The sequence below is a fragment of the Rhizobium sp. GW821-FHT14E12 genome (assembly GCF_058803745.1).
In genome coordinates this window covers 12,949-37,446 of sequence record NZ_JBXAPH010000016.1, presented here as the reverse complement: position 1 = coordinate 37,446, position 24,498 = coordinate 12,949, and the positions used below count along the sequence as shown (strand labels likewise).

Genomic DNA, 24,498 nt, shown 5'->3' with positions numbered 1-24,498 from the left:
AAGACTTCGTTGTCATGCTCTTTTGCGGGTGGAGAAAATGTCGGGACTGAACATGAAATCGGCTGAAATACCGCTCGCGCCAGTCAGCCAGAACGAGCTGCAGGCGATGGCTTATACCGACCCGCTGACGGGTTTGGGTAATCGCCACCGTATGCGCGATCGGGCACGGCTGCTTTCGGTCGAACGTGCCAGCGATCCCGCGCCCTTCACCATCGGCATCGTCAATCTCGATTCCTTCAAGCCCATCAACGATCTCTTCGGTGTCGAGGCAGGCGACGAAATCCTGTGTCAGGTCGCCCACCGCCTCAAGGCCTGCATTCCCGACGGCGCCACCGTGACGCGTCATGATGGCGATGAATTCGCTTTCGTGCTGCCGCTGGTCTTCGAGCGCGTCGGTGCGGAGAAGTTCGGGCAGATGATCCGCGAAGTTCTGTCGGCGCCCTATGATCTCGGCGATCGCAACGTTCGCCTGTCCGCCTCTTTCGGCTTTGCCATCTACCCCTTCGCCGGCGAGGAATTCGACGATCTTCTGAAAAACACCGAGACCGCGCTCTATCGCTCCAAGCGCCGCGGCCGTGGCCAGATCACCGTCTATTCCAAGGAAATCGCCCAGGAGATGAAGCGCGCGACGCAGCTAGAGCAGGCGCTGCGCAATGCCATCATTTCCGACGCCATCGACGTGCATTTCCAGCCGATCGTCTCGCTTGCCAACGGTGCGGTTCTCGGTTTCGAGGCCCTGGCGCGTTGGAACGACGCCGATCTCGGCTTTGTCTCGCCGGCTGTCTTCGTGCCGCTCGCCGAGGAGCGCGGCTTCATCGACGCTCTCTCCGAGACCTTGCTGCGCAAGGCGGCCGAGGCGGCACTCTCCTGGCCGCGCGAACTGTTCCTCTCCTTCAACCTGTCCTCGGCGCAATTGATGGACCCCGGCACGAGCAGCAGCATCCTTGCCATCCTCGGCCGCGTCGGGCTGGATCCGCATCGCCTGGAGCTGGAGATCACCGAGACCGCCGTCATGAGCTCTGCCGAAACGGCAAACCGCATCATTGCCGACCTCCGGGCTGCCGGCGTCCGCATCTCGCTGGACGATTTCGGCACCGGCCAGTCCAGCCTCGGTCGCCTGCGCGAATTCATCTTCGACAAGGTCAAGATCGACCGCGCCTTCGTTTCGCGCATCAATTCGGATCGCGCCTCCGAACATATTGTCAAGGCGGTCCTCGCCATGTGCGAGGGGCTCGACCTTGAAGTCGTCGCAGAAGGCATCGAGGACCATGCCGAGGCGGCAAAGCTCAAATCGCTCGGCTGTGCAATGGGGCAGGGTTACTATTACGGCAAGCCCGCCGATAGCACCGCCACCCTGCGTTATCTCCACGGAAATTGATCACGAGCTGGGTGAAACCTATGGCAATGGCAGTTCGTGGCCCTGCTTGATGGTTTCCATTGGAACATCGGTCTTGACGCTCTGGACGCTGGGGATGCGTGTCAGATGGTCGGCCTGAAAACGCCAATAGCTGTGGAGATCGGCGGTAACGATCCGCATGATGGCGTCGCATTCACCGGTCGTCAGGTAGCATTCGACGACCTCGGGGAACTTTCTGACCGTCTCCGCGAACTGATGGGTAATCTCGGCGTCCTGCGTTTTGAACCAAACGCGAGCGAACACCGTAAGGCCCATGCCGACCTTTGCCGGATCGAGCACGGCAACATAGCGATCGATCACGCCCGATTCTTCCAATAGCCGTACTCTGCGCAGGCAGGGCGAGGGCGAGAGACCCACTTCCTTGGCCAGCTCCACATTCGCAATCCGTCCATTACGCTGGAGTGCGCGAAGTATGCGCCGATCGATGGCGTCCAGTGTTGGTGGCATTATCTGCTTCCATGTTCGATATCGACGCTATAATATGCCAATATTATGCAAGATCGCGACTGTCTTCGCAAGCCAATTGCGCCATCTTTGGCCTATCGTTCCAAGACGTCAACATTGGGAACGAAAATTACTCATGATCAAAGATATCAAGAAGATCGTGCTCTCCTATTCGGGCGGCCTGGACACCTCGATCATCCTCAAATGGCTGCAGGAGACCTATAAATGCGAGGTGGTGACCTTTACCGCCGATCTGGGCCAGGGCGAGGAGCTTGAACCGGCGCGTGCAAAAGCCGAACTGCTCGGGATCAAGGACATCCGCATCGTGGATGTGCGCGAGGAATTCGTGCGTGACTTCGTGTTCCCGATGTTCCGTGCCAATACGGTGTATGAAGGCCAGTATCTGCTCGGCTCCTCCATCGCCCGCCCGCTCATCGCAAAGCACCTCGTCAGGATCGCCCAGGAAGTGGGCGCCGATGCCATTTCCCATGGCGCCACCGGCAAGGGCAACGATCAGGTCCGGTTCGAACTGGCCGTCAACGCGCTCGACCCATCGATCAAGGTCATCGCGCCGTGGCGCGAGTGGGACATTCAGTCCCGCACCCAACTCATCGAATATGCCGAACGGAACCAGATCCCGGTCCCAAAGGACAAGCGCGGCGAGGCGCCGTTCTCGATTGACGCGAATTTGCTGCACACCTCGTCCGAGGGCAAGGTCCTGGAAGACCCAGCCGATATTGCCCCGGACTACATCTATCAGCGCACGGTCGATCCGGTGGACGCGCCCAACGTGCCGGAGATCATCACCATCGGCTTCGAGAGGGGCGACGCGGTTTCTCTCAACGGCGTCAAGCTGTCACCGGCGACGCTGCTGACCAGGCTCAACGTGCTGGGTGGCAAGCATGGCATAGGGCGGATCGATCTGGTCGAGAACCGGTTCGTCGGCATGAAATCGCGCGGAGTCTACGAGACGCCGGGCGGCACGATCCTGCTTGCGGCGCATCGTGGGATCGAGTCGATCACCCTCGACCGTGGTGCGGCTCACCTGAAGGACGAGATCATGCCGCGCTACGCCGAGTTGATCTATAATGGGTTCTGGTATGCGCCGGAGCGGGAAATGCTGCAGGCGCTGATCGACCGAAGCCAGACCCATGTTGCCGGCGAAGTAACGGTAAAGCTCCACAAGGGCTCGGCTAGCGTCATCGCGCGTAGCTCCCCCAATTCGCTCTATTCAATGGATCTCGTAACATTCGAGGAGGGCTCGGGCAGCTACGATCATCACGATGCCGAGGGCTTCATCAAGCTCAACGGGCTGCGACTAAAGACCTTGGCGGCGCGCAATAAGAGGTTGGGATATTAAACGCCAAACGGCGGCCCATGAGGGCCGCCGTTTTTCATTGTTGCGCGAGAACCTGCGTTATTTATTGGTCGTCGACGAGGTCGTCGTGCTGTCAGTACCGGGTACCGCCGCCGGCACCCGTGCCTCCTTTTCGGAGGCCTGCGCAGCGAGCGTCTTGAACTCGGGCGCTGCCTTCAACGCATCTGCTGTTTCGGTGGTCGTCAGCTTGACGCTGCCGTCCTCGACATTCTGCGTTGCGGTGATCTTGTCGAAGGGAACGGCGACGTTTTTCTGGCCCATACCAAGGAAACCGCCAACGCCGACGACTGCGGCGACAACACCGCCCTGCTTCAGCAGGACAAGGTCGTTGATGCTGCCGATGCTTTCATTCTGACCATTATAGACCGACTGGCCGATATAGGTCTTGGCGCTGATCTGATCCGCCGATTGCTCGGTCAGATAGCCACCGGCCTGCGCCGTCGTTGTCGTCGGTGCCGTGGCTGGGGCCTGGGCATCACTCTGCGGCATCTTAGGCGCCGGCTTGGTGGTGTCGGACGTTGCCGGGGCAGTCTGCGTCAGCGGTGCGTCACCGGTCGACGGTTGCTGTGCCTGGGCGAAGGCCATGGGTGAGAGGACAGATGCTGTGGCAAAGACCGCGCCAGCAGCGACGGAGGTGAATAGTTTGCCGGTCATCGTGAACCTACCTTTCATTCAGATGGGCATGCTCCCCGGCTCGGGCGGCGCCACGTTTTTGGCTGACCATCATCGTGCCGGTTCGGTAGGGGAACAGGTCGAGGAGAGGTTTGGTTCCGGAAAAAGTTGTAGAAAACGGCGTTGGGCCACCATGACGTGGAAAAAATATAATGGGAAATCAATTATTTATAGAAAGATGGGTGCAACCAAACGAAGTCGGTCCGATGGGCCGGTTGCGGGGGGTGCCTTGGCTCCCGGCGCAGGGCGGCTCTATCCGAGCGCCCTGGCCTGCGTTTTCCTGCGTACCATCCTCGTGGTGATCGCCACCGCCGCAGAGACGGCAAACGCGATCAGATCTTGTAGGGCGGATCGAAAACGCCCTTGACCGTCGGGCCGAGTTCAAGAAGCGCTCCGGCCTGCGGCTGTGTCGAGCGGGCGTCTTCGTCGAGGCCCTCCCACGCTGTCGTCACCGCCAGGCGATCGGCATCCTTGCCGACAAAGGCCGGGCAGGAGGGCTGCGCGGCCGGGACGCGATAGCGCTCGATGCGCAGGCCATCCGGGCTATAACGATCGACGAAGCCGGAACCCCAGCGGGCGTTCCAGATATAGCCGTCGGCATCGCAGACCGAACCGTCAATGCCGCCTGGATCCTCCATACTGTCGACCAGAACGATGGGCTCGCCCGTCGGAAGCCCTGTCAGCGGATCGACCGTCACCCGCATCAGCTGGCTAATACGCGTATCGGTGAAATAGCCCATCGTGCCGTCGGGAGAAAAGCAGATCGAGTTCGGAATGCTGATCTGATCGAAGATCTTCGTCACCTTGCCGCCGGCAACGTGATAGATGGCGCCCGCCTGCATTTCGGCGCGCTTGCCCATGGTGCCGATCCACAGCGAACCGGAGATATGCGTGCGCCCGTCATTGGAGCGATTTTCCGGCTTGTCCGCCTCGATGGCGGCATAGAAGGTCAGCTCGCCGGTTGCGACGTCGCGCAGAAACAGGCCCTCTTCGGTGGCGATCAACTGGCGTCCGGCGTCGATGCGGGCAAGCACGCTCGCCATCATCGGCAGGTCGTGCACCTGCTTCTTGCCGGTCGCAAGATGCAGCTCATGCAATTCTTTGCCGAGAATGTTGAACCACCAGACCGTATCGGTATCCGGATCATAGGTCGGCCCTTCACCCAGCACCGAAGCGGTGTCGGAAAGAATGGTGCCCTGGAAATCGTGAATCGCGGTCATATGCTCAAGCTCCTATGGCGGCGTCATAGGCGTAAATGGTCACCTTGGCGCGTTCGGCAACCTCTGCCGTCGTCATTCCCGGCTTGTAGAGGCTGGTGCCGAGACCGAATGCGAGGATGCCGGCCTTGGTGTAATCGGCGAAATTCTTGTCCGAAACACCACCAACTGCGGCGATCACGAGCTCCGGCGGCAGCACGGCGCGGATGGCGGTGATGCCCGATGCGCCGAGCACGCCGGCCGGGAAAAATTTAAGGCCTGTCGCACCGGCGCGGGCGGCGGCCAGCGCTTCCGTTGCGGTGAAGACGCCGGGCATCGTCACCATGCCCTTGTCACGGCCACGGCTGATGACGGCTGGTTCGACATTCGGCGTCACCAGCAGTTTGCCGCCGGCGGCATCCAGTCGGTCGACGTCTTCGACCGTCAGCACCGTGCCGGCGCCGATCAGGCAATCGGCGGGCGCCAGCTTGGCTGCGATCTCGATCGAGCGGAAAGGCTCCGGCGAGTTCAACGGGATCTCGATGGCCGTCAGGCCAGCTTCGATCAGTGCGCCGACGATATCAGCGGTTTCCTCCGGCTTGATGCCACGGAGAATGGCAATGAGGGGGCGCTTCATGGAAGGGAAGGGGACGCGGGTCGTCATCAGCGTGTTCTTTCATTGTTCGGCCAGATTGCCTTGGCGGCGGCGGAAAGCCCGCGGCGGACAGCGGCATCGGCGTCGACAGTCGTATAGGTGAGGGACAGGGTGCGGAAGGCATCCTCATAGAGCGCCTGCAGGCGTCCCGAGGCGACAAGAGTGATCGTCGCCCCTTGGCCGGCGGATGACAGGGCACCGGCGATTTCGGCGCCAATCAGCGTGCCGGAAATCAGCGCCTGCGCACCGGCTGCCGTCAGGCCATGCAGAAGCTGGCCGGCTCGGGCGGTGAAGAGCAGGTTGGTGGCGAGCGCAGGCTTCTTGAAGGTGGTCTTGATCGCGGTTTCGAAGGTGGCACTATCGGCCGGCAGGTCGCCGGCGCCGGCAACGGCGTGCGAGAGGATGCTGTGCTTGGTGATGACGTCGAACAGCTCGCCGGTCATGAAGGTCGAAAAGCCGATGACCTGGCCATTGACCACGCGCACCCATTTCGAATGCGTTCCCGGCATGCAGACGATCTGCTCGCCCTTGGCATCGGCAGGGATCGCGCCGAGCAATTGCGTTTCCTCGCCACGCATAACGTCCGGCACATCCTTGGCGCGCTGCGCAAGGCCTGGCAGGATGCGGACATCGCGCGCTTGACCGGGGACGGAGACTGCGCCGGTGAGGATGGCGGCAAGCGAGGTCGGCGTGTCGATATAGCCGGCTTCCACCCAGCCCTGGCGTGCGCCGGCCATGCCGCAGACGATAACGGGAAGAGTATCAGGTGCGGAGAGGGCGGTCAGATGCGATTGCAGCACTTTGGCAAAGCCGGTCTGCGCCGCCGATGTCATGCCTTCGCCGCTGCGGCGCTCGCCGAGAACGCTGTCGTCCTCGCCGATCAGCCACAGCCGAAAACTGCTGGTGCCCCAGTCTACCGCTACATATGCGGGCCTTGTCATTAGAATATGCCTCCGTCGACAATGATGGACTGCGCGGTGATGCTGCCCGAGCAGTTGGATGCGAGAAAGAGAGTGGGGCCGACCAGATCGGCGGCCTTAAGGACATGCTTGAGGCATTGGCGCTCGATCGTCTTGGCGATGCCTTCCTCGGTGAGCCAGAGTTCCATCTGCCGCTCGGTGACAACCATGCCCGGCAGGATGGCGTTGACGCGGATGTTTTCCGGGCCAAGACGGCCGGCGAGGCTCTTGGTGAGGCCAATGACGCCGGCCTTGGCGGTCGCGTAGGACGAGAGCAGCGGCTGGTTCATCTTGATGACGATCGACGAGAAATTGATGATCGATCCGCCGCCGGTAGCCCGCATGCCGGGCGCTGCCGCCTGGGAGACGAAGAAGACTTGCTTGAGGTTGATCGCCTGGCTGTTGTCCCAGTATTCCTCGGTCGTCGTATCGAAGTCGTGCCGGTCGTCCCAGGCGGCATTGTTGACGAGGACGCCGATCGCGCCGAGATCGGATTCGACGGCGGCAACCGTGCTCTTGATATTGCCGACATCGCGCAGGTCGGCATGATAGAAGGCGACGGGATGCGGCGATTGCACCGACAGCCGGGCGGCAAGCGCCTTGCTCGGCTCCTCGGCAATGTCGATGAAGGCGACCTTGGCGCCCTGTTGCGCGAAAGCCTCGACAAGCGCCGCGCCGATGCCGGAGCCACCGCCGGTGATCAGGATGGTGCGATCCTTCAGATCGGGAAATTGTGCCTGTGCCTCGGTCAAATTCCTCTCCCTCCCTGGATCGGTGATAGATTCTGATGTTTCTTTGGTGGTGGTTCCATTATTTGGAACCAAATTTGACTATGTGGAATTATCGGATTACCCTTCGGCCATGTCAAGGACGTGACGGAGCGCCGCTGACACAATGAGGCGATCGTGAATGTGAAGCAGGAAGATACTATGGGCAATGCCCGCCGCGTCCGGGAGACCGGCACGCTCGGCAAGCTCATGGCGCTGCTCGATCTCGTTGCGCTCTCTGATTATCCCATGCGCTTTACAGACATCCTCTCGCTGTCCGACCAGCCGCGCGGCACGCTGCACCGGCAATTGTCGCACCTGGTCGAGGAGGGGTTGCTGGAGATCGATCGCGACGGGCGTTATCTCCCCGGCATCCGGCTCTTGAGCCTGGCCTCGCGCAGCTGGGCGCGCAATGAATTCCGTGCGATCGCCGAGCCGCATCTGCGGCTTCTGCAGGAGCGGACTGGCGAGACCGTGCATCTCGGCGTCCTGCGGGGCATCGAGGTCATCTATCTCGACAAGGTCGAGGGCCGGCAGTCCGTGCGAATGTATTCGCAGATCGGCAACGCCTCGCCAGCCTATTGCACCGGCGTCGGCAAGGCGGCGCTTTCCGTGCTGGACGATACCACCATCGAGGCCAGCCATGCCGGTCTTCAGTTTCACGCCTATACCGAGCATACCCATCGCGGCGTGGCGGATCTTCTTGCCGATATCGCCGCCATCAGGAGGCGCGGCTACGCCTTTGACCGCGAGGAACACGAGAGCGGCATATGCTGCGTCGCCGCGCCGATTCGCTCGGACGACGGCAATATGCTGGCCGGCGTCTCGGTGACTGGGCCTGCTTATCGCGTCACGCCGGAAAAGCTGGAGGAATGGGCGCCGCTGGTCAGGCTTGCCGCGGCCTCGATCATGCAGGATATGCACAGTCGCTTGGGTCCGAAGCGCTAGTTTTGCCGCTTTTTCTCGACAGTCATGCGAAATACATTGATTTTACGTTTACGTGCACTGGACCTTGGGCGGGTTACACGTTTATTCTGTATTCTCTGTAGAGAAGCGCCGATGAACTGTACTTCTTGACGAATACCTGGGCCATCTTCGGGGGGAGTTTGGCGAAATGCTTTGCCGGGCGTCGTCGTGGTGAATGCCGCAGTGGGCGAGATCTTTATTTATATTTCATCGAGCGCCGATGTTTCGACGTTCGTGTGATGGCCCGGAGGCGTGGGGGCAACGAGTTCGAACTTCTTCCCCTGTCTCTCCTTTACGTAAAGAAGACTGACGATGGCAGCATTGGTGCAGGTGGGACGGTCCCCTCGCGGTGAAGATTACATTGACGAAATTGCCGGTCTGAAAACTCAGTTCGACGTTTTTCGCTTCATGAAGCGCGTGACCGATGCCTATCGTTGCCGGGCTTTCATGGTCGTGAACCTGCCGTCGCTTACCTCATTCGAACTGCAGAGCAATTCGGTGATCAACAACTGGCCGGCAGAACTGCTGACGGTCTACGACCAGGAAGGTCTGTTGCGCAACAGCACCGTGTCGCGGCGCCTGCGCGTTTCGACATTGCCCTTTGTCTACGACACCGCGGCAAACACCAATCGCGATGACAGCAAGATTCAGCTCAGGACTTCTTTGTTCGAACGTTTTCGGATGGCGCGGAGCATCTGTTTGCCGACCCACGATGCATCCGGTATTCGCGGCGCTGTCATCCTCTCGGGCGATCGCGAGCTCTTCACGGCAGAGGAGACCAAGGACCTCTGCTATATCGCGATCCATGTCTTCGACAGGCTCGCCGAAATCCGCAACCTTGACGTCCGTATCGTCGATACGCTGACCGACCGAGAGCTCGATTGCCTGAACTGGACGGCGGCTGGCAAGACCAGCGCCGAAATCGCCGAAATCCTCACGCTCTCGGAACATACGGTCAATCATTACCTGAACCGTGCCACCAAGAAGTTGGATACCGTCAACCGCACCCAGGCGGTCGCCAAGGCGTTGCGCGTCGGGTTGATAAAATAGATAGCATGCAGACAAGTATGAGGCCGGACGGAATTCGGGCAGTTTTCTGCGCGAATTTTGTGCGCTGCCTATAAAGTTTGCTTGCGCTGTTTGCGGTGCCCGGTGGGCCGAAATTGACGATTTCGTGTCAACCGTCTGAAAAAGAATGATTTTTCCAATTCATTGAAACTGGCATGCTTTCTGCATTGCAATATGCAGAGGTCCAGAGGGGACTTTGATAACAGCGCCAATGAATGTGCGCGGATCAAGCAGCCGTCGTCGATACCATGGTCGTTGCTTCTCCCGGCGACAGGTGTTGACGGCGGCTGTTGCTTATTTGGCACGTCCTTGAGTTCAACGGACATTGCGACGCGATTTTTCGCGGACTTGCCCTATTCCTTTCCAGACTTTGCTTTATCTCGGCCCCCGCAAATCTTTTGCGTCTCCAAGCGAGCGTTGCGGCTGGTAGGGTTATAAAACCCGGCGGACCTGCCGGCCGCAACGAACTCAGCCACTTTTGTCGATCCTCCCCTCAATTTTGTTTGGCGAAGCCCCGTCACTCCACTATCTAAGCCTTGAGAGATCCTGAGTGTTTGCCCGACGCGGCGCTAAGGATGGAAATTGCGCAGTGAGGATGGAATGGCTGGCATCACCAAGGAACAGGTTCTGGATACGCTGAAGACTGTTCGCGGACCGGACCTGGAGCACAATATCGTTGAGCTCGGCATGGTGTCGGATGTCTTCATTTCCGACGCCAAGGTGTATTTCTCGATCACCGTTCCGGCCGAACGCGCCAAGGATCTGGAGCCGATGCGTCTTGCGGCCGAGCGCGTCATCAAGGAGATGCCCGGCGTCAAAGGTGCCATGGTCGCGCTGACCGCGGACAAGAAGGCCGGCGGCGCACCGACTGCGCGTCCCGCTCCACCGCAACCACAGCCGCATGCCCATCCTCATTCTCACGCGCCTGCTCCGCAACAGCCGCCCCGCGCTAGTAAGATCGGTGTTCCCGGTGTTGGCGCCATTATCGCGGTCGCTTCCGGCAAGGGCGGGGTCGGCAAGTCGACCACGGCGGTCAACTTGGCGCTTGGATTGCTGGCCAATGGCCTGCGCGTCGGCATACTGGACGCCGATATCTATGGCCCGTCCATGCCGCGCCTCCTGAAGATCTCCGGCAAGCCGTCACAGATCGATGGCCGCATCATCGTTCCCATGGAGAATTACGGCCTCAAGGTCATGTCGATGGGCTTCCTCGTCGAGGAGGAAACGGCGATGATCTGGCGCGGGCCGATGGTGCAGTCGGCGCTGCTGCAGATGTTGCGCGAAGTGGCCTGGGGTGAGCTTGACGTTCTCGTCGTTGACATGCCGCCGGGCACCGGCGATGTGCAGCTGACCATGGCGCAGCAGGTGCCGCTTGCTGGCGCGGTCATCGTCTCGACGCCGCAGGATCTGGCGCTGATCGACGCCCGCAAGGGCCTCAACATGTTCCGCAAGGTCGAGGTTCCCGTCCTCGGCATCGTTGAAAACATGAGCTATTTCATCGCTCCGGACACCGGCGCCCGCTACGATATCTTCGGCCATGGCGGCGCGCGCAAGGAGGCCGAGCGCATTGGCGTGCCTTTCCTCGGCGAGGTGCCGTTGACCATGGGCATCCGCGAGACGTCCGATGCCGGCACGCCGTTGGTTGCTTCCGATCCCAATGGTATCGTCGCCGGCATCTATCGCGATATCGCCGCCAAGGTCTGGGCGCAGGTCAGCAACACGCCTTTGCGCGCGGCACCCTCCATCGTCTTTGAATAATTCGTGAAGGTTCGTGCCGGCGACGATCGGCATGATTGCCTTGCCCGCGCCATGTGCTATGACTTCGCAAATCGAAAAGCTGCGGTGAAAACGCGCATTGAAGGGGTTGTGGCTTGATTCTTTGCGCGCTTTGCTGCATATGCGCCGCCGGCGTGAATTTGGCCGGGCATATTGGATGATGGCCGTCCGCCGCATGATGTCTTCGTCTCGCCCGAGCGATCGGCGTTGTTTATGACGAGCGAAGAATTGGTACAGCAGCGCAATCAGCATGGACACGGATTCCCAGCCGGCTTGGCGGGATACGCCCGGAGTTTTATGAGTTTTCTTCATTGGCCATTGGTAGGATCGCAGCCGGAGCGCATAAAGCGCCGTGGCTATAGCTTTGCCTGCGCCGTGCCGGGAGCGATGCGTTGATCACGGCCTACTGTTCCGACTGTACCTCGCTCGAACTGGCGAACCTTTCGACGCTTGCCCAATTGCCGGACAATGCCGTCTGGATCGACATGGTCGAACCGTCTCGCGAAGAGGAAACGAATATCGAGCGCCTGCTCGGGCTCGAGGTTCCGACCCGCGAGGATATGAAGGATATCGAGCCATCCGCCCGGCTCTATGTCGAGAATGACGCGGTCTTCCTGACGGCCTCGCTGCTGTGGAAGGCCGATACCAATTTGCCGGCGCTGACCGATGTCGCCTTCATTTTGACGGGACACCGCCTGGTCACCATCCGTTATGCCCGTCCGAAATCCTTTGCGCTGTTCATCGCCGCCCTGCAGCGAATTCCACAAGACCGGCTGACCGGTATCTCGCTGCTGGCGAAACTTCTCGAAACAATTATCGATCGGACGGCCGAGGTTCTTGAACAAACGGTTGCCGGCATCGATATATTGTCAGCGCATGTATTCGGCGACCGCGTGAAGAAAATCCGTCGTCCGGCAAACTATCTGGAAGAGAAGCTGAAGGATATTGCAGGCTACCATCGTACGATCAGCAAGGTGCGGGATAGCCTGAGTTCATTGTCGCGGCTTTTGGTCTTCCTCAATACCATACCTGCCATGCAGCAGGATCAAGAGGCCAAGGAATTGTGCCGTAACGTCTCGCGGGATGTGCAGTCTCTATCCGAGCATGCCTCTTTCGTGGCGGGCAACATTACCTTCCTCTTGGATGCTTCGCTTGGCCTGATCAATATCGAGCAGAACTCGATCATCAAGATTTTCTCGATCGCCTCCGTGGTCTTCCTGCCCCCGACGCTCGTGGCATCGGTCTATGGTATGAACTTCGAGCTCATGCCGGAATTGCATTTTGCCTACGGATACCCGGCATCGTTGTTGCTGATGGTGGTGTCCGCCATCGTTCCGTTTTTCTTTTTTCGCTGGAAAGGCTGGCTCTGAGAGTCTAGTGATCCTGAATGTCTGACGAAACCCATCATTCTCCCGACGGGAAAATGAGCATACGCAAGCTGTCCTACCTCGCCGTCGGGTCCGTCGGCGTTGTGTATGGCGATATCGGTACGAGCCCACTCTACGCTTTTCGCGAGGCGCTGAAGCCGGTGGCCGCCGATGGTCTGACGCGCGGCGAGGTCATCAGCCTCGTGTCGCTGATGTTCTGGGCGCTGACGATCATCGTCACCATGAAATATGTCCTTTTTCTGCTGCGCGCCGACAATGACGGCGAAGGCGGCACGCTGTCGCTTCTGGCGCTGCTGATGAAGACGGCGAACGGCCACACCGCCGTTCTCATGCTGCTCGGACTTCTGGGCGCGGCGCTGTTTCTCGGCGATGCGATGATCACGCCGGCCCTGTCGGTTCTTTCCGCCGTCGAAGGTCTGAAGCTGGTCACGCCGAGCCTCTCGGATTATATCGTGCCGATCTCGGTCGCGATCCTGGCACTGCTCTTTGCCATCCAGTCGCATGGGACCGGCGCGGTCGCGCGCTTCTTCGGCCCGATCACGGCGATCTGGTTCATCGTCATGGGCCTTGCCGGCATCATGCATATCGCTGATGACTACGGCATCCTCGCCGCTCTTAATCCCTGGTATGCGGTCAACTTCCTGATGAACGAGGGCTTCCTCGGCGTTGTTGTGCTCGGCGCGGTCTTCCTGACGGTGACAGGCGCGGAAGCGCTTTATGCCGACCTTGGCCATTTCGGCCGGCGGCCGATCCAGTGGGCCTGGTTCGTTCTGGTCTTTCCGTCGCTGACGCTGAATTATCTCGGCCAGGGTGCGCTGGTGCTGCGCGAGCCGCTCGCCATGTCCGACCCGTTCTTTCTGATGTATCCGCATTGGGCACTGCTGCCGGTGGTCATTCTCGCCACCATGGCAACGATCATCGCCAGCCAGGCGGTCATTACCGGCGCCTTCTCGCTGACGCGCCAGGCCATCCATCTCGGCTTCCTGCCGCGCATGGAAATCCTCATCACCTCCGAGACCAATACCGGCCAGATCTTCCTGCCGTCGGTTAATGCCATACTCTTCTTCGGCGTCATCTTCCTGGTGCTGAGCTTCAAGACCTCCGATGCGCTGGCAACGGCCTACGGTATCTCGGTGACCGGCGCGATGGTCGTCACCTCGATCATGGCCTTCGAATTCGTCCGTGTTCGCTGGAACTGGACGCTGCCGATGGCGATTGCCGTGCTGACGCCGCTGCTGCTGCTCGAATTCGTCTTCCTCGGCGCCAACCTGCTGAAGATCCACGACGGCGGCTACGTTCCGGTGCTGATCGCCACGGCCTTCACGGTGATCATGTGGACCTGGCGTCGCGGCAGCGCGATCCTGATGGAGAAGACGCGGCACACGGATATCCCGCTATCGTCCTTCGTCAGCTCGATCGAGCGCAAGAGCGATCACTCCCCGGCGCATGTGCCGGGCACGGCGATCTTCCTCACCAGCGATCCGGAATCGGCGCCCGCGGCCCTTCTTCACAATCTGAAGCACAATCACGTCCTGCACGACAAGAATGTCATCCTGACGATCCGCACCACCAACAAGCCGCGCGTGCCCCAGGAAGACCGCTATTCGGTCGAAAAGGTTTCCGACCGCTTCTCGCGCGTCGAGCTGCGCTTCGGCTTCATGGAATCGCAGAATGTCTCGCAGGCGCTGGCGACCTTGCGCAAGACCGGGCTGAAGTTCGACATCATGTCGACCTCCTTCTATCTCGGCCGCCGCAAGCTTGTGCCCGACGCCAAGTCCGGCATGCCGCACTGGCAGGACCGGCTCTATATCGCGCTCGCCAACGCCGCGACCGACCCCTCCGACTACTTCCGCCTACCAGCCAATCGCGTGGTGGAACTGGGCTCGCACGTCATTATCTGATGCAGGCATAATCGCTGTTTTATCGAAGGCCCGGTGAAAATTCGCCGGGCCTTTTGCTTGCGGACTTTCAGAATGCGCGCGCGGCCATGCAAAAGCCTAAATTAACCATCCATCAAGGTTAATGGGAGATTATTCCGGCTCCTAGTCTCGAGTGCCGTTTGGAGTCCGGTATTGCTTCGTCCGCGTCGTGCTTTCCGCAAGTTTGGTCTATTGCCGAAGAACTGGACGTCTCCTGCCGTCTTCGGGCTCTGCGCATGGATGATCTTTCCGTCGACCGCGGCCTATGCCGACCTTGCCGGTCTGCTGTCGGGTATCGATAGGGGCGGCAGCAACTGGCGCATGGTAATCACCAATTCGCCGGCCGGCTCGACGCATCAGGCCGAGCTTGCCTTTGGGGACACATCGACCGCGGCTGCCATCGGCGATGGCGGCCTCGTTCTGCCGGATGGCCGCCGCGTCGCCTTCCTGTCGGAACAGAAGGGGAGTGACCCCAAGCCGGACGAAGAGCGCATCAATCGTGAGGACAAGAAGGGCCGGGTGGTCGCCGTCGCGCCGATGCAGCCGCCGAAGGATTTCTCCGCCGGTTCCGTGCTGCAACGTCAGAGCATGTTGCTCCGTCCGGAACTGGACAGCAAGGACAGGACCGCTTTCCTGAAGCCCAGGATCGGCGGCAAGGAAATCCAGATCGCCACGGCTTTCTACAAGACGCAGCCGCCGAAGCCGGACAATAGCGTGCCATCCTATCTGGCGAGCCTGGTGACCAGTCAGGATGCCGACGTTCTCGCCGCCGCCTATGCATCGCCGGCGCCGGATTATGCCCGTGTCTCACCGTTCGATACCATCCTTGCCAAGGACCAGGACAATGACGGCCGCTTCGTGCCACAGATCGGGCCGCAGGATCATGCCTGGGCCGCGAGCGTCCTGCCGCCCTCGGTGTTTTCCTCCGACGAACAGCAATGCTTAGCGACCGGTATCTATTTTGAGGCGCGTGGGGAATCGGTGAAAGGGCAGGCGGCCGTCGCCCAGGTCATCCTCAATCGCGTCCGCAATCCGGCCTATCCGAAGACCATTTGCGGCGTCGTTTACCAGAACGAAGATTGGCACAATGCCTGCCAGTTTTCCTTTGCCTGCGACAACGTCAAGGAACGGGTCAACTCGCCGGAACATTGGCGGATTGCCCGTCAGGTCGCCATGGCCGTGACCGCCGGCAAGATCTGGTTGCCGGAAGTCGGCTCCGCCACGCACTACCATGCCGTCTATGTCAGGCCGAAATGGGCGGCCGAGATGGTGAAGGTCGGCCGCATCGGCATGCACATCTTCTATCGCACCTATGGCGGCGGCTGGAGCTGACGCGGTTGCCGGAGCAGGTTGCCCGCCACCGCAGGTGACGGGCGGCAGGCAAAAAAGCCACGCTAATGCACGGCCTGAAGAGGATTCTTCGGCTCAGATTTCGCCCGGTACCGCTCATTCGCGCTAAGGTTATGATTTAATTCGGCTAATTTATGGCTGGACAGATGACGTCTACGCCTTGACTATGCTTTTTCCTAAAACTATGTTGCGCGCGACTTCAAAACGGGCTGAAAGGTGGCGAAACCTCCTGTTCGTTTACGCGTTGACCGGGGAAATGGGACTGCGCGCGACGAAAAGGGGGAGGATATCACCATGACGGATGACCGCGACGAGGGTCTGGAAGAGCGACGGGCGCATTTGGGAGCCGAATTGGCGAGCAAGCGTGCCGAGATGAAAGATGATGAACGCGCGGAGGTTCGCGCCGAGGTCAGCCGCAAAGGCTATGCCCAGGCGATGAAGCTTTCCAGTGAATTTATCGCCGCAATCATCGTTGGCGCTGTTTTGGGCTATGTTTTCGACCGTTTTGTTGGTACGGCGCCGTGGGGCATGATTATTTTGCTGCTTCTCGGATTCTGTGCCGGCGTGCTGAATGTTCTGCGCTCCGCGGGCAAGGTGGCGACACCGATGCTCGAGAAGCACGGGCTCGATAAAAAATGAGGCGGAAGCGGCGCTGAGGCGCGGTTTCCTGGTGAGAGGCATCCGCTCGATCGAGCGGGAAAATGAAAGAGAACAAGCGGTGGCAAACGGTCCTACCCATCAGTTCCTGATCTTCAAGATTATCCCGATCGATATCGGCGGAATTGATTTTTCGTTCACCAATGCTTCGCTGTTCATGGTTGCTTCGGCAGTGCTGTCCGCCGGCTTCCTGTATTTCGCGACCTCGGCGCGCAGCGTCATTCCGGGCCGCTCCCAGTCCGTCGCTGAAATGGCCTACGAGTTCATCGCCTCGATGCTGAAAGAAGGGGCGGGAACCAAGGGGATGAAGTTCTTCCCGCTGGTCTTCTCGCTCTTCATGTTCGTGCTGACGGCTAACCTGCTCGGCATGGTTCCCTATTTCTACACCGTCACCAGCCAGATCATCGTCACTTTCGCGCTGGCACTTCTGGTTATCTTGACGGTCATTCTTTACGGCTTCATCAAGCACGGTTTCGGCTTCCTCAAGCTCTTCGTGCCGCAGGGCGTTCCCGGCATTCTCTTGCCGCTGGTGGTGATCATCGAAATCATCTCCTTCCTGTCCCGGCCGATTTCGCTCTCCGTTCGTCTTTTCGCCAACATGCTCGCTGGCCATATCACGCTCAAGGTGTTCGCAGGCTTCGTTGCCTCGCTCGGAGCCCTTGGCGCGCTTGGTATCGGCGGCGCCATTCTTCCCCTCATTATGACCGTCGCCCTCACCGGTCTCGAGTTCCTCGTAGCCTTCCTTCAGGCCTACGTCTTTGCGGTACTGACTTGCATGTACCTCAACGACGCAGTCCATCCGGGCGGCCACTAAGGATTAAGACATTGGCGTCTGCAGGGCGTCAGTCATTCACCGCAACAACCATTTCAAAGGAGTTCAACATGGACGCGGAAGCAGCAAAGTTCATCGGCGCAGGTTTGGCTTGCTTTGGTATGGCCGGCACGGCTCTCGGCCTCGGCAATATCTTCGGCAGCTACTTGTCCGGCGCACTGCGCAATCCGTCTGCCGCTGACAGCCAGTTCGGCCGTCTGGTATTCGGTTTCGCCGTTACGGAAGCTCTGGGCATCTTCTCGCTGCTCATCGCTCTCCTCCTGCTCTTCGCCGTCTGATTTCAGCGGCGTCTAATAGATCACGGTTCGCGAGACAGCGAGCCGTGATTCTTTGTATTTGCAGACCACCTGGAGGTGAGCATGTTTGTGACCCCGGCTTACGCTGACGAAGCACCGCCGGCAGCCGGCGCGGTGCATACGGAAACCGGTGCGCCCGAACAGGGCCATCACGCAGGCGTATTCCCGCCGTTTGACCATACGACCTATCCGTCACAGCTGCTTTGGCTGGTGATCACCTTCGTCATCTTCTACCTCGCTATGCAGAAGATCGTTATTCCGCGCGTTGGCGGCATTCTGGAAAGCCGGCATGACCGTATCGCCCAGGATATCGAAGAAGCTTCGCGCCTGAAGTCCGAGGCCGATGCGGCTGTCGCGACCTATGAAAGCGAATTGGCTGCTGCTCGTGCCAAGGCGAATACGATCGGTGCGACCGCTCGCGATGCCGCCAAGGCCAAGGCTGAGGAAGATCGCAAGGCGATCGAAGCGAGCCTTTCGCAGAAGCTGAAGGCCGCTGAAGCGCGCATCGGTGAAATCAAGACCAAGGCCTTCGCCGATGTCGGCGCGATTGCGGAAGAAACGGCTTCCGCCGTTGTCGAGCAGCTCGTCGGCAACGTTGCCGGCAAGGCTGATGTTGCTTCGGCCGTTGCCGAAGCATCCGCCAAGCGGGAGGGTTGATCCATGTCATTTGCTCTTGACGAAACTTTCTTTGCTTTCGTTGCGCTGCTGCTGTTCATCGGCCTCGTCGTCTATCTGAAGGTTCCGGGCATGATGGCGAAGTCGCTCGACGACCGCGCCGATCAGATCCGCAACGAGCTGGCTGAAGCCAAGCGCCTGCGCGAAGAGGCTCAGCATTTGCTGGCCGAATACCAGCGCAAGCGCAAGGAAGCCGAAGCGGATGCGGCGAATATCGTCGCCGCCGCCGAGCGCGAAGCTGAAATGCTGACGACGGAAGCACGGAAGAAGACGGAGGAATTCGTCGCCAACCGCACCGCGCTCTCCGAGCAGAAGATCAAGCAGGCGGAAGCCGACGCGATGAAGGCGGTTCGTTCCGCCGCCGTCGATCTGGCAATTGCCGCGGCTGAATCCGTCCTTGCCAAGAAGGCCGGCGGCAAAGTTCAATCCGAGCTGTTCAACACCGCTGTTAGCGAAGTGAAGACCCGGCTGAACTAAACGCGTAAGCGATTATTTTTGAAAGGCCCCGCTTCGGCGGGGCTTTTTTGTTTTCGGGCGGTTTTGCGTTTCTCCAGCGTTTGACGCCCGCCGGCGATCGAAACTAGATTGTAGGCTTGGCAGGGGAGGTGGCGGTGCTGACAATGGAGGAAGGCGAGCACCCGTTTCGCAAGGGCGATGTCATCTTTCGGCCCGCTCGCACATGGACGGCGAGCGTGCAGGCATTGCTCGCGGCGCTCCATGCACATGGTTTTACACAGACGCCAGTGCCTGCCGGTTACGACGCCGAGTGGGAGAAGGTGAGTTTCCTTCCCGGTTTGACCGGCGATCTGGATGACAGTGAAGAAATGAGATCCGAGATGGCCTTGCGGTCGGCAGCGTCCCTGTTACGGCGCTATCACGACTGCACGGCGCTGTTGCTGCCGGAGATGGCAGCGCAACAGGAATGGCAACTATCGCCTCGTGCGCCGGTCGAGGTAATCTGCCATGGTGATTTCGCGCCCTACAATGTCGTTCTGAATGAGGGCGTCGTAACAGGCATTATCGATTTTGAGACGGCCCATCCCGGTCCACGCTGCTGGGATCTGGCCTATGCCCTCTATCGCTGGGCGCCTCTGTCCACCGGTATCGCGTCGGAGAGCCTCGGCGGGCTGGACACGCAGATTGGTCGTGCCCGCATCTTCCTCGACGCCTATGGCTTGGAGGTGGAGGGACGCCCGGCGTTGCCGGACATGGTCATCGAACGGCTGGCTGCCCTGGTGGGGTTCATGGAAAGCGAAGCAGCGCGGGGCGTGGAGAAGTATCGTCACGATCTTCAGGAAGGCCATGACCGCATCTACCGGGACGATATTGACTACATCAGCGACACTCGGGAGAGGATCACCGCTGGCCTTGTCGGATGAACGAGGCGGTCGACAGCCGTCAGGCCTCGTCCCTTCGCAGCGGCCGAAAGCTCATGCGATGCAGCGGGCAGGGGCCATGCTTCTCGATGCCGGCGCGATGCTGGGCGGTGCCGTAGCCGGCATGGGCTGCAAAGCCATAGGCTGGGAAGACGTCGCCGGCCCGCGTCATCATCCGGTCACGTGTCACCTTGGCGACGATCGAGGCGGCTGCGATGGAAAAGGAGCGGGCATCGCCCTTGACCACGGCCTTTCCCGGGCAGGTAAGCCCGGCAGGCACATCCAGTCCGTCGGTCAGGACATAACTTGCTGGTATGGCGAGGCCGCAGATGGCGCGGCGCATGGCATCAAGGCTTGCCTTGCGGATATCGGTGACGTCGATGCGGGTAGCGCTCGATGAGGCGATGGAGACCGTCGCGGTGGCAAGAATCTCGATGAATAGCGCCTCACGTCGGGCAGCCGAAAGCTGCTTGGAATCATTCAATCCCTGGGGAATGCGCTCGGGGTCGAGAATGACGGCGGCGGCAACGACCGGCCCTGCCAGGGGGCCGCGCCCGGCTTCATCGGCACCGGCAACAGGCCAATGTCCGGCACGGCGGGCAATCAGCTCCAGCTCGAAGCTTGGAACGATCGGGCCTTCGTCAAAAAGCATGGGAGAATCGGGTGGTCTGCGTGGCATGCGGCAACGCTCGCACACCACCCGATCTCCTGCAAGCCCCCGGTGGATCATGGCGGCGAACCGGGGGGCTCTTCCAGCGGGCAGGGAAACCCGCGAGGAAAGGGGTCAGAGCAACGAGAGCTGCACGCCGCTGCCATCCGGCGGCACGAACAGGTCGTCGCGCAATGCAATATTACGGCGCGTCAATTCCAGCCGTTTGGTCGCCATTTCGAAGCGGCGGCTGATCTGCCAGGCATAGGGGCCGGCGCCCTTCATGCGCTTGCCGAAATCGGCGTCGTAATCCTTGCCGCCGCGCATCGAACGGATCAGCGACATGACGTGGCGATAGCGATCCGGATAGTGCTGCAGCAGCCAGTCGCGGAACAGCGGGCTGACCTCCAGCGGCAGGCGCAGAATGACGTAGCTCGCCTCCATGGCGCCGGCCGCCTTGCCGGCATCGAGGATGCGCTCGATCTCATGGTCGTTGAGGGCAGGGATGATCGGGGCCACCATGATCGCGGTCTGGATGCCAGCCTCGCTCAGCGCCCGGATCGCTTCCAGCCGCCGCTGCGGCGTCGCCGCGCGCGGTTCCATGGTGCGGGCCAGCTTGCGGTCGAGCGTTGTCACCGAGAGGCCGACACGCACCAGATTCTTGGTGGCCATTTCTTTCAGGATATCGATATCGCGCATGACCAGCGCCGATTTGGTGACGATCGCCACCGGATGGTTCGCCTTGTTCAGCACTTCGAGGATCTGGCGCATGATCCGCCATTCCTTCTCGATCGGCTGATAGGGGTCGGTATTGGTGCCGATGGCGATGACGCGCGGCTTGTAGCCGGGCTTTGCAAGCTCCCGTTCCAGAAGCTTCGCGGCATCCGGCTTGGCAAACAGCTTCGCTTCGAAATCCAGCCCCGCCGACAGGCCCATATAGGCGTGCGTCGGTCGGGCGAAACAATAGATGCAGCCATGCTCGCAGCCACGATAGGGATTGATGGACCGGTCAAAGGGAATATCGGGGGATTCGTTGCGGGTGATCGCCGTGCGCGGCTTTTCAATCTGCACTTCGGTTTTGAAGGGCGGCAGCTCTTCGAGGGTCTGCCAGCCGTCATCGAATGTCTCGCGCTGACGCGGCTCAAACCGGCCGCTCGGGTTCAGCCCGGCACCGCGGCCGCGCCGGCGGTCGATCTCGACCCTGAGACCGGTGTCGGCGATCAAAGCATTGGCAATATCTGCCGTATTGGCAGGCGCAAACGCGGCCTGCCCTGCAAGGGACTGCTCGTTCATCGGTAACTCCGGGGGCGGTTTATGACATTGCATGCCGCGTCTAGGCTGATTAAATTCCTATCCGACAAATGAGAACAATGCAAGAACAAAAATCCAGAGAGTTACCCTCATTCGAGGCAAGAGCAGAGGCTGGAACGGCATTTTTCAAGTTGCATATGATTCTTTTCTTAAACGCTCTGGTTTTCGGCTTGGCCGCTGGCAATAAATTGTGCGGCGCTCTATAAATGGGCAATGTTGACGGTCATTATTGAATGCCAGGATCAGGAACCTGAGCTGGCGCAGACATTGGCGGCATTGGTGGTGGGCGCGATCGAAGGGCTCGTCTCCGATGTCGTCGTGCTTGATCACGGCTCGCGTGACGGCACCTCGCGGGTTGCCGACGCCGCCGGCTGCCGTTTTTATTCGCAGTGGGATATCAAGGACATATTGCGCTCGGCGCGGGGCGAGTGGCTGCTTCTGGTCGAGCCCGGCGCGCGCCCGCAGGCGGGCTGGATCGATGAGATCGCCGAATATGTCTCGCTGAACAAGGTGCCGGCCCGCTTCACCGCGTCGCGCGGCTATCGGCGGCCGCTGTTGCAGCGCATCAGACGCAGTTCACCGCCGCTGGAGCTCGGGCTGCTTCTCTCCAAGCGCCAGGCCATTGCAGTCGCAAAGTCCGGTATGCGGCTTGCCGAATTCGCCAAGGGGCAGAAGGGGCGCCGCCTGTCGAGCGAGATCATTCCCTCCTGGGTCGCGCGCGCGGCACGGTAGGCTTGGCCCTGCCGCCAACCCAGATTCCATTTGTAAATACTGGAATAGCTGTCATAATTTTCTTGTGGCGGCCGCTCTCGCGTGTCGCGTCGGGCGGTCGACCATGAAGATGCCGGTATACGGCAGAGCAGGTCAGCAGAACTCTCCTCTTCTGCCGGATTTCCGGCGAAAGGAGGTGCGTCATGGAACGCACGATGTTCAACCGCCTTATCGGAACGGCCGTCTTGGCAACGGCAATCCTTCTCCCCAATGTCGCCGCCGCGCAGGCGACACTCGCTTGCGCCAAGCGCGCCGAAATCGTCGCTTTCCTTGCTGGGAACTATTCCGAGAAACCCTCGGCCATCGGTCAGCTCGATTCAAAGACGATCGTCGAAATCTTCGCGGCTGAAAGCGGCAGTTGGACGATGATGATCACCGATGTCTCCGGTCGCAGCTGCGTCATTCTCACCGGTCAGAATTGGGATTCTATTCCTGTTCTTCCCGGGCCGAAGGCATAGCAATCCAGAAGGCCGGCCGCGTTATCTCAGCGAAACGCCAATCTCAGTTGGAGGCGGAGCCACGTTTCAGGTGCTCGTCGAGGCGCGGCATGATCTCTACGAAATTGCAGGGCATGTGCCGATAGTCGAGCTGTGCCTTTAATATCCCATCCCAGGCATCCTTGCAGGCGCCGGGCGAGCCGGGCAGCACGAAGATGAAAGTGGCGTTGGCGACGCCACCGGTTGCCCGCGACTGGATGGTTGCCGTGCCGATCTTGTCGTAGGAAATGCGATGAAACACCTCGGAAAAGCCGTCCATCCGCTTTTCGAACAGCGGCTCCAGCGCCTCGGGCGTCACGTCGCGGCCGGTAAACCCGGTGCCGCCGGTGGTGATGACGACGTCGATGGTCTTGTCGCGTGTCCAGGCTTCCACCTGGCTGCGGATACGCTCCTTGTCGTCGGGAACGATGGCGCGGGTGGCCAGCCTGTGGCCGGCCTCCGCGATGCGGGCGACCAGCGTGTCGCCGGATTTGTCGTCGGCCAGCGTGCGCGTATCGGAAACGGTCAGCACCGCGATGCCGACGGGAATGAAGGGTCTTGCTTCACCTGGGCCAGCCATCATGCATCTCCCTTGAGTGTTTCCGTCGCCTGGAAATACCAGTCCGGCCGCAGCCTGTGAAGCGATGTGGCCGCCGCAGTTGCCTGCTCAAGATCATGAAACAGGCTGAAACAGGTGGCGCCGGAGCCGGACATGCGGGTCACAAGCGCTCCTTCATCGGCGATCATCTGTGACAGCGTGGCGATTTCACCGCAGAGCGACCGTGCCGGCGGTTCCAGATCGTTGCGCAACTTGCTGATCGCCGCGATCCATGGCGCATGATCGTTCGACGTTTGCGAGGCGAATGCGAAAGGTGGATTGTCCTTGCGGGCAAGGCGGCGAAATACCTCTGGCGTCGAAACGCCGACCAGGGGATTGCCGAGGACCATGGCGAAGGACGGGAAATCCGGCAGCAATTCGATCGCCTCGCCGATGCCGCGCGCGATCAGCGGCCGGCTGGCAAGACACATGGGCACATCGGCCCCGAGCTTGAGAGCGATGGCTGTCATCGTGTCGGAGGGCAGGGCAAGGTTCCAGAGCCGTGCCAGGCCGCGCAGGGTCGCCGCCGCGTCCGCCGAGCCGCCGCCGATGCCCGAGGCGATCGGCAGGTTCTTTTCCAGATGGATATGCACCGGCGGGGCTTCCAAGCCGGCATCGTGGGCGGCCTGCCGCAGCAGGTCGCGCGCTTTCAGCACCAGATTGCCGCCGACATCCGCATCAGCGGCAAGAAGAGGGGAGAAGCGTCCGGAAAGGCTGAATTCGTCGCGCTCACTTGCACGGAAGCCAAGCCGGTCGCCATGCTGCGTAAATGTCACCAGCATGTCGAGCAGGTGATATCCGTCGGCCCGCCGGCCGGTGACATGCAGCGCCAGATTGATCTTGGCGGGCGCTTCCTCCGTGAGGTCGAAATCACCCGCCGCTAAGATCATGGTCATCGGTGG

At 60.5% G+C, this 24,498-nt stretch carries 26 protein-coding genes; 16 read left to right on the top strand and 10 right to left on the bottom strand.

What is annotated here, in order from left to right; all coding sequences use genetic code 11:
* Positions 1-52 precede the first annotated feature (52 nt).
* The gene (locus AC1RO0_RS30010; protein WP_498596199.1) at positions 53-1,378 is read left to right on the top strand and encodes a putative bifunctional diguanylate cyclase/phosphodiesterase; all 1,326 of its coding nucleotides are present in this window, start codon (positions 53-55) and stop codon (positions 1,376-1,378) included.
* Between the two features lie 18 nt (positions 1,379-1,396).
* Here AC1RO0_RS30010 and AC1RO0_RS30005 read toward each other — a convergent pair whose 3' ends face one another.
* Positions 1,397-1,864: an Lrp/AsnC family transcriptional regulator gene (locus tag AC1RO0_RS30005; protein WP_498596173.1), complete on the bottom strand. Its 468-nt coding sequence runs from the start codon at positions 1,862-1,864 to the stop codon at positions 1,397-1,399.
* Positions 1,865-2,000: 136 nt separating this feature from the next.
* Here AC1RO0_RS30005 and AC1RO0_RS30000 point away from each other — a divergent pair, with 136 nt between their 5' ends.
* Positions 2,001-3,221: an argininosuccinate synthase gene (locus AC1RO0_RS30000; protein WP_498596198.1), complete on the top strand. Its 1,221-nt coding sequence runs from the start codon at positions 2,001-2,003 to the stop codon at positions 3,219-3,221.
* Between the two features lie 57 nt (positions 3,222-3,278).
* Here AC1RO0_RS30000 and AC1RO0_RS29995 read toward each other — a convergent pair whose 3' ends face one another.
* The 5 genes from AC1RO0_RS29995 to AC1RO0_RS29975 all read right to left on the bottom strand — a co-directional run bounded on the left by AC1RO0_RS29995 (position 3,279) and on the right by AC1RO0_RS29975 (position 7,473).
* On the bottom strand, positions 3,279-3,893 hold the full coding sequence (locus AC1RO0_RS29995) for a PRC-barrel domain-containing protein (protein WP_498596172.1): 615 nt from the start codon (positions 3,891-3,893) through the stop codon (positions 3,279-3,281).
* Between the two features lie 350 nt (positions 3,894-4,243).
* The gene (locus AC1RO0_RS29990; protein WP_498596171.1) at positions 4,244-5,131 is read right to left on the bottom strand and encodes an SMP-30/gluconolactonase/LRE family protein; all 888 of its coding nucleotides are present in this window, start codon (positions 5,129-5,131) and stop codon (positions 4,244-4,246) included.
* A gap of 4 nt (positions 5,132-5,135) precedes the next feature.
* Positions 5,136-5,771 carry a 2-dehydro-3-deoxy-6-phosphogalactonate aldolase gene (locus tag AC1RO0_RS29985; RefSeq protein ID WP_498596170.1) on the bottom strand — a complete coding sequence of 212 codons (636 nt, stop codon included), beginning with the start codon at positions 5,769-5,771 and terminating at the stop codon, positions 5,136-5,138.
* Positions 5,771-6,703, bottom strand: coding sequence for a 2-dehydro-3-deoxygalactonokinase (locus tag AC1RO0_RS29980; RefSeq protein WP_498596169.1), 933 nt, complete (start codon positions 6,701-6,703; stop codon positions 5,771-5,773). The genes AC1RO0_RS29985 and AC1RO0_RS29980 overlap by 1 nt, the downstream gene beginning before the upstream one ends.
* The gene (locus tag AC1RO0_RS29975; RefSeq protein WP_498596168.1) at positions 6,703-7,473 is read right to left on the bottom strand and encodes an SDR family NAD(P)-dependent oxidoreductase; all 771 of its coding nucleotides are present in this window, start codon (positions 7,471-7,473) and stop codon (positions 6,703-6,705) included. Before AC1RO0_RS29975 ends, AC1RO0_RS29980 begins: the two co-directional genes overlap by 1 nt.
* A gap of 177 nt (positions 7,474-7,650) precedes the next feature.
* On the opposite strand from AC1RO0_RS29975, the gene AC1RO0_RS29970 reads away from it, so the two are divergent.
* The 12 genes from AC1RO0_RS29970 (at position 7,651) to AC1RO0_RS29915 (ending at position 19,794) form a co-directional block, all read left to right on the top strand.
* A complete protein-coding gene (locus tag AC1RO0_RS29970) occupies positions 7,651-8,436 on the top strand; it encodes an IclR family transcriptional regulator (RefSeq protein ID WP_498596197.1) in 786 nt (261 codons plus the stop codon).
* 330 nt (positions 8,437-8,766) lie between these two features.
* Positions 8,767-9,504, top strand: a complete 738-nt coding sequence (locus AC1RO0_RS29965; protein ID WP_498596167.1) for a helix-turn-helix transcriptional regulator — start codon at positions 8,767-8,769, stop codon at positions 9,502-9,504.
* Positions 9,505-10,122: 618 nt separating this feature from the next.
* Complete coding sequence (locus AC1RO0_RS29960; RefSeq protein ID WP_498596166.1) at positions 10,123-11,280, top strand: Mrp/NBP35 family ATP-binding protein; 1,158 nt, start codon at positions 10,123-10,125, stop codon at positions 11,278-11,280.
* A gap of 410 nt (positions 11,281-11,690) precedes the next feature.
* On the top strand, positions 11,691-12,668 hold the full coding sequence (locus AC1RO0_RS29955) for a magnesium transporter CorA family protein (RefSeq protein WP_498596165.1): 978 nt from the start codon (positions 11,691-11,693) through the stop codon (positions 12,666-12,668).
* A 53-nt stretch (positions 12,669-12,721) separates the two neighbouring features.
* The gene (locus tag AC1RO0_RS29950; RefSeq protein WP_498596164.1) at positions 12,722-14,587 is read left to right on the top strand and encodes a potassium transporter Kup; all 1,866 of its coding nucleotides are present in this window, start codon (positions 12,722-12,724) and stop codon (positions 14,585-14,587) included.
* Positions 14,588-14,758: 171 nt separating this feature from the next.
* Entirely contained in the window at positions 14,759-15,937 is a 1,179-nt protein-coding gene (locus AC1RO0_RS29945; RefSeq protein ID WP_498596163.1) for a cell wall hydrolase, read from the top strand.
* Positions 15,938-16,249: 312 nt separating this feature from the next.
* The gene (locus AC1RO0_RS29940; RefSeq protein WP_498596162.1) at positions 16,250-16,594 is read left to right on the top strand and encodes an AtpZ/AtpI family protein; all 345 of its coding nucleotides are present in this window, start codon (positions 16,250-16,252) and stop codon (positions 16,592-16,594) included.
* 79 nt (positions 16,595-16,673) lie between these two features.
* Positions 16,674-17,426 carry a F0F1 ATP synthase subunit A gene (locus AC1RO0_RS29935; RefSeq protein WP_498596161.1) on the top strand — a complete coding sequence of 251 codons (753 nt, stop codon included), beginning with the start codon at positions 16,674-16,676 and terminating at the stop codon, positions 17,424-17,426.
* Between the two features lie 68 nt (positions 17,427-17,494).
* A complete protein-coding gene (locus AC1RO0_RS29930) occupies positions 17,495-17,722 on the top strand; it encodes a F0F1 ATP synthase subunit C (RefSeq protein WP_004109844.1) in 228 nt (75 codons plus the stop codon).
* Between the two features lie 81 nt (positions 17,723-17,803).
* Positions 17,804-18,397: a F0F1 ATP synthase subunit B gene (locus tag AC1RO0_RS29925; protein WP_498596160.1), complete on the top strand. Its 594-nt coding sequence runs from the start codon at positions 17,804-17,806 to the stop codon at positions 18,395-18,397.
* Between the two features lie 3 nt (positions 18,398-18,400).
* Positions 18,401-18,892 (top strand): F0F1 ATP synthase subunit B, encoded by a 492-nt coding sequence (locus AC1RO0_RS29920; protein WP_498596159.1) that lies wholly within the window; start codon positions 18,401-18,403, stop codon positions 18,890-18,892.
* A gap of 143 nt (positions 18,893-19,035) precedes the next feature.
* Entirely contained in the window at positions 19,036-19,794 is a 759-nt protein-coding gene (locus AC1RO0_RS29915) for a phosphotransferase enzyme family protein (RefSeq protein WP_498596196.1), read from the top strand.
* Positions 19,795-19,813: 19 nt separating this feature from the next.
* On the opposite strand, the gene rnhB is transcribed toward AC1RO0_RS29915, so the two are convergent.
* Together rnhB and AC1RO0_RS29905 are read right to left on the bottom strand one after the other, a co-directional pair.
* Positions 19,814-20,470, bottom strand: a complete 657-nt coding sequence (rnhB, locus tag AC1RO0_RS29910) for a ribonuclease HII (protein ID WP_498596158.1) — start codon at positions 20,468-20,470, stop codon at positions 19,814-19,816.
* Positions 20,471-20,575: 105 nt separating this feature from the next.
* Positions 20,576-21,733, bottom strand: a complete 1,158-nt coding sequence (locus AC1RO0_RS29905) for a PA0069 family radical SAM protein (protein ID WP_498596157.1) — start codon at positions 21,731-21,733, stop codon at positions 20,576-20,578.
* A 231-nt stretch (positions 21,734-21,964) separates the two neighbouring features.
* Between AC1RO0_RS29905 and AC1RO0_RS29900 the strand changes: the two genes are divergently transcribed.
* Both AC1RO0_RS29900 and AC1RO0_RS29895 read left to right on the top strand, forming a co-directional pair.
* Entirely contained in the window at positions 21,965-22,483 is a 519-nt protein-coding gene (locus AC1RO0_RS29900) for a glycosyltransferase family 2 protein (RefSeq protein WP_498596156.1), read from the top strand.
* Positions 22,484-22,665: 182 nt separating this feature from the next.
* Positions 22,666-22,980 carry a hypothetical protein gene (locus AC1RO0_RS29895; RefSeq protein ID WP_498596155.1) on the top strand — a complete coding sequence of 105 codons (315 nt, stop codon included), beginning with the start codon at positions 22,666-22,668 and terminating at the stop codon, positions 22,978-22,980.
* 43 nt (positions 22,981-23,023) lie between these two features.
* On the opposite strand, the gene moaB is transcribed toward AC1RO0_RS29895, so the two are convergent.
* Entirely contained in the window at positions 23,024-23,578 is a 555-nt protein-coding gene (moaB, locus tag AC1RO0_RS29890) for a molybdenum cofactor biosynthesis protein B (RefSeq protein WP_498596154.1), read from the bottom strand.
* A complete protein-coding gene (locus AC1RO0_RS29885; protein WP_498596153.1) occupies positions 23,578-24,492 on the bottom strand; it encodes a 4-(cytidine 5'-diphospho)-2-C-methyl-D-erythritol kinase in 915 nt (304 codons plus the stop codon). The genes moaB and AC1RO0_RS29885 overlap by 1 nt, the downstream gene beginning before the upstream one ends.
* Positions 24,493-24,498: the final 6 nt, after the last annotated feature.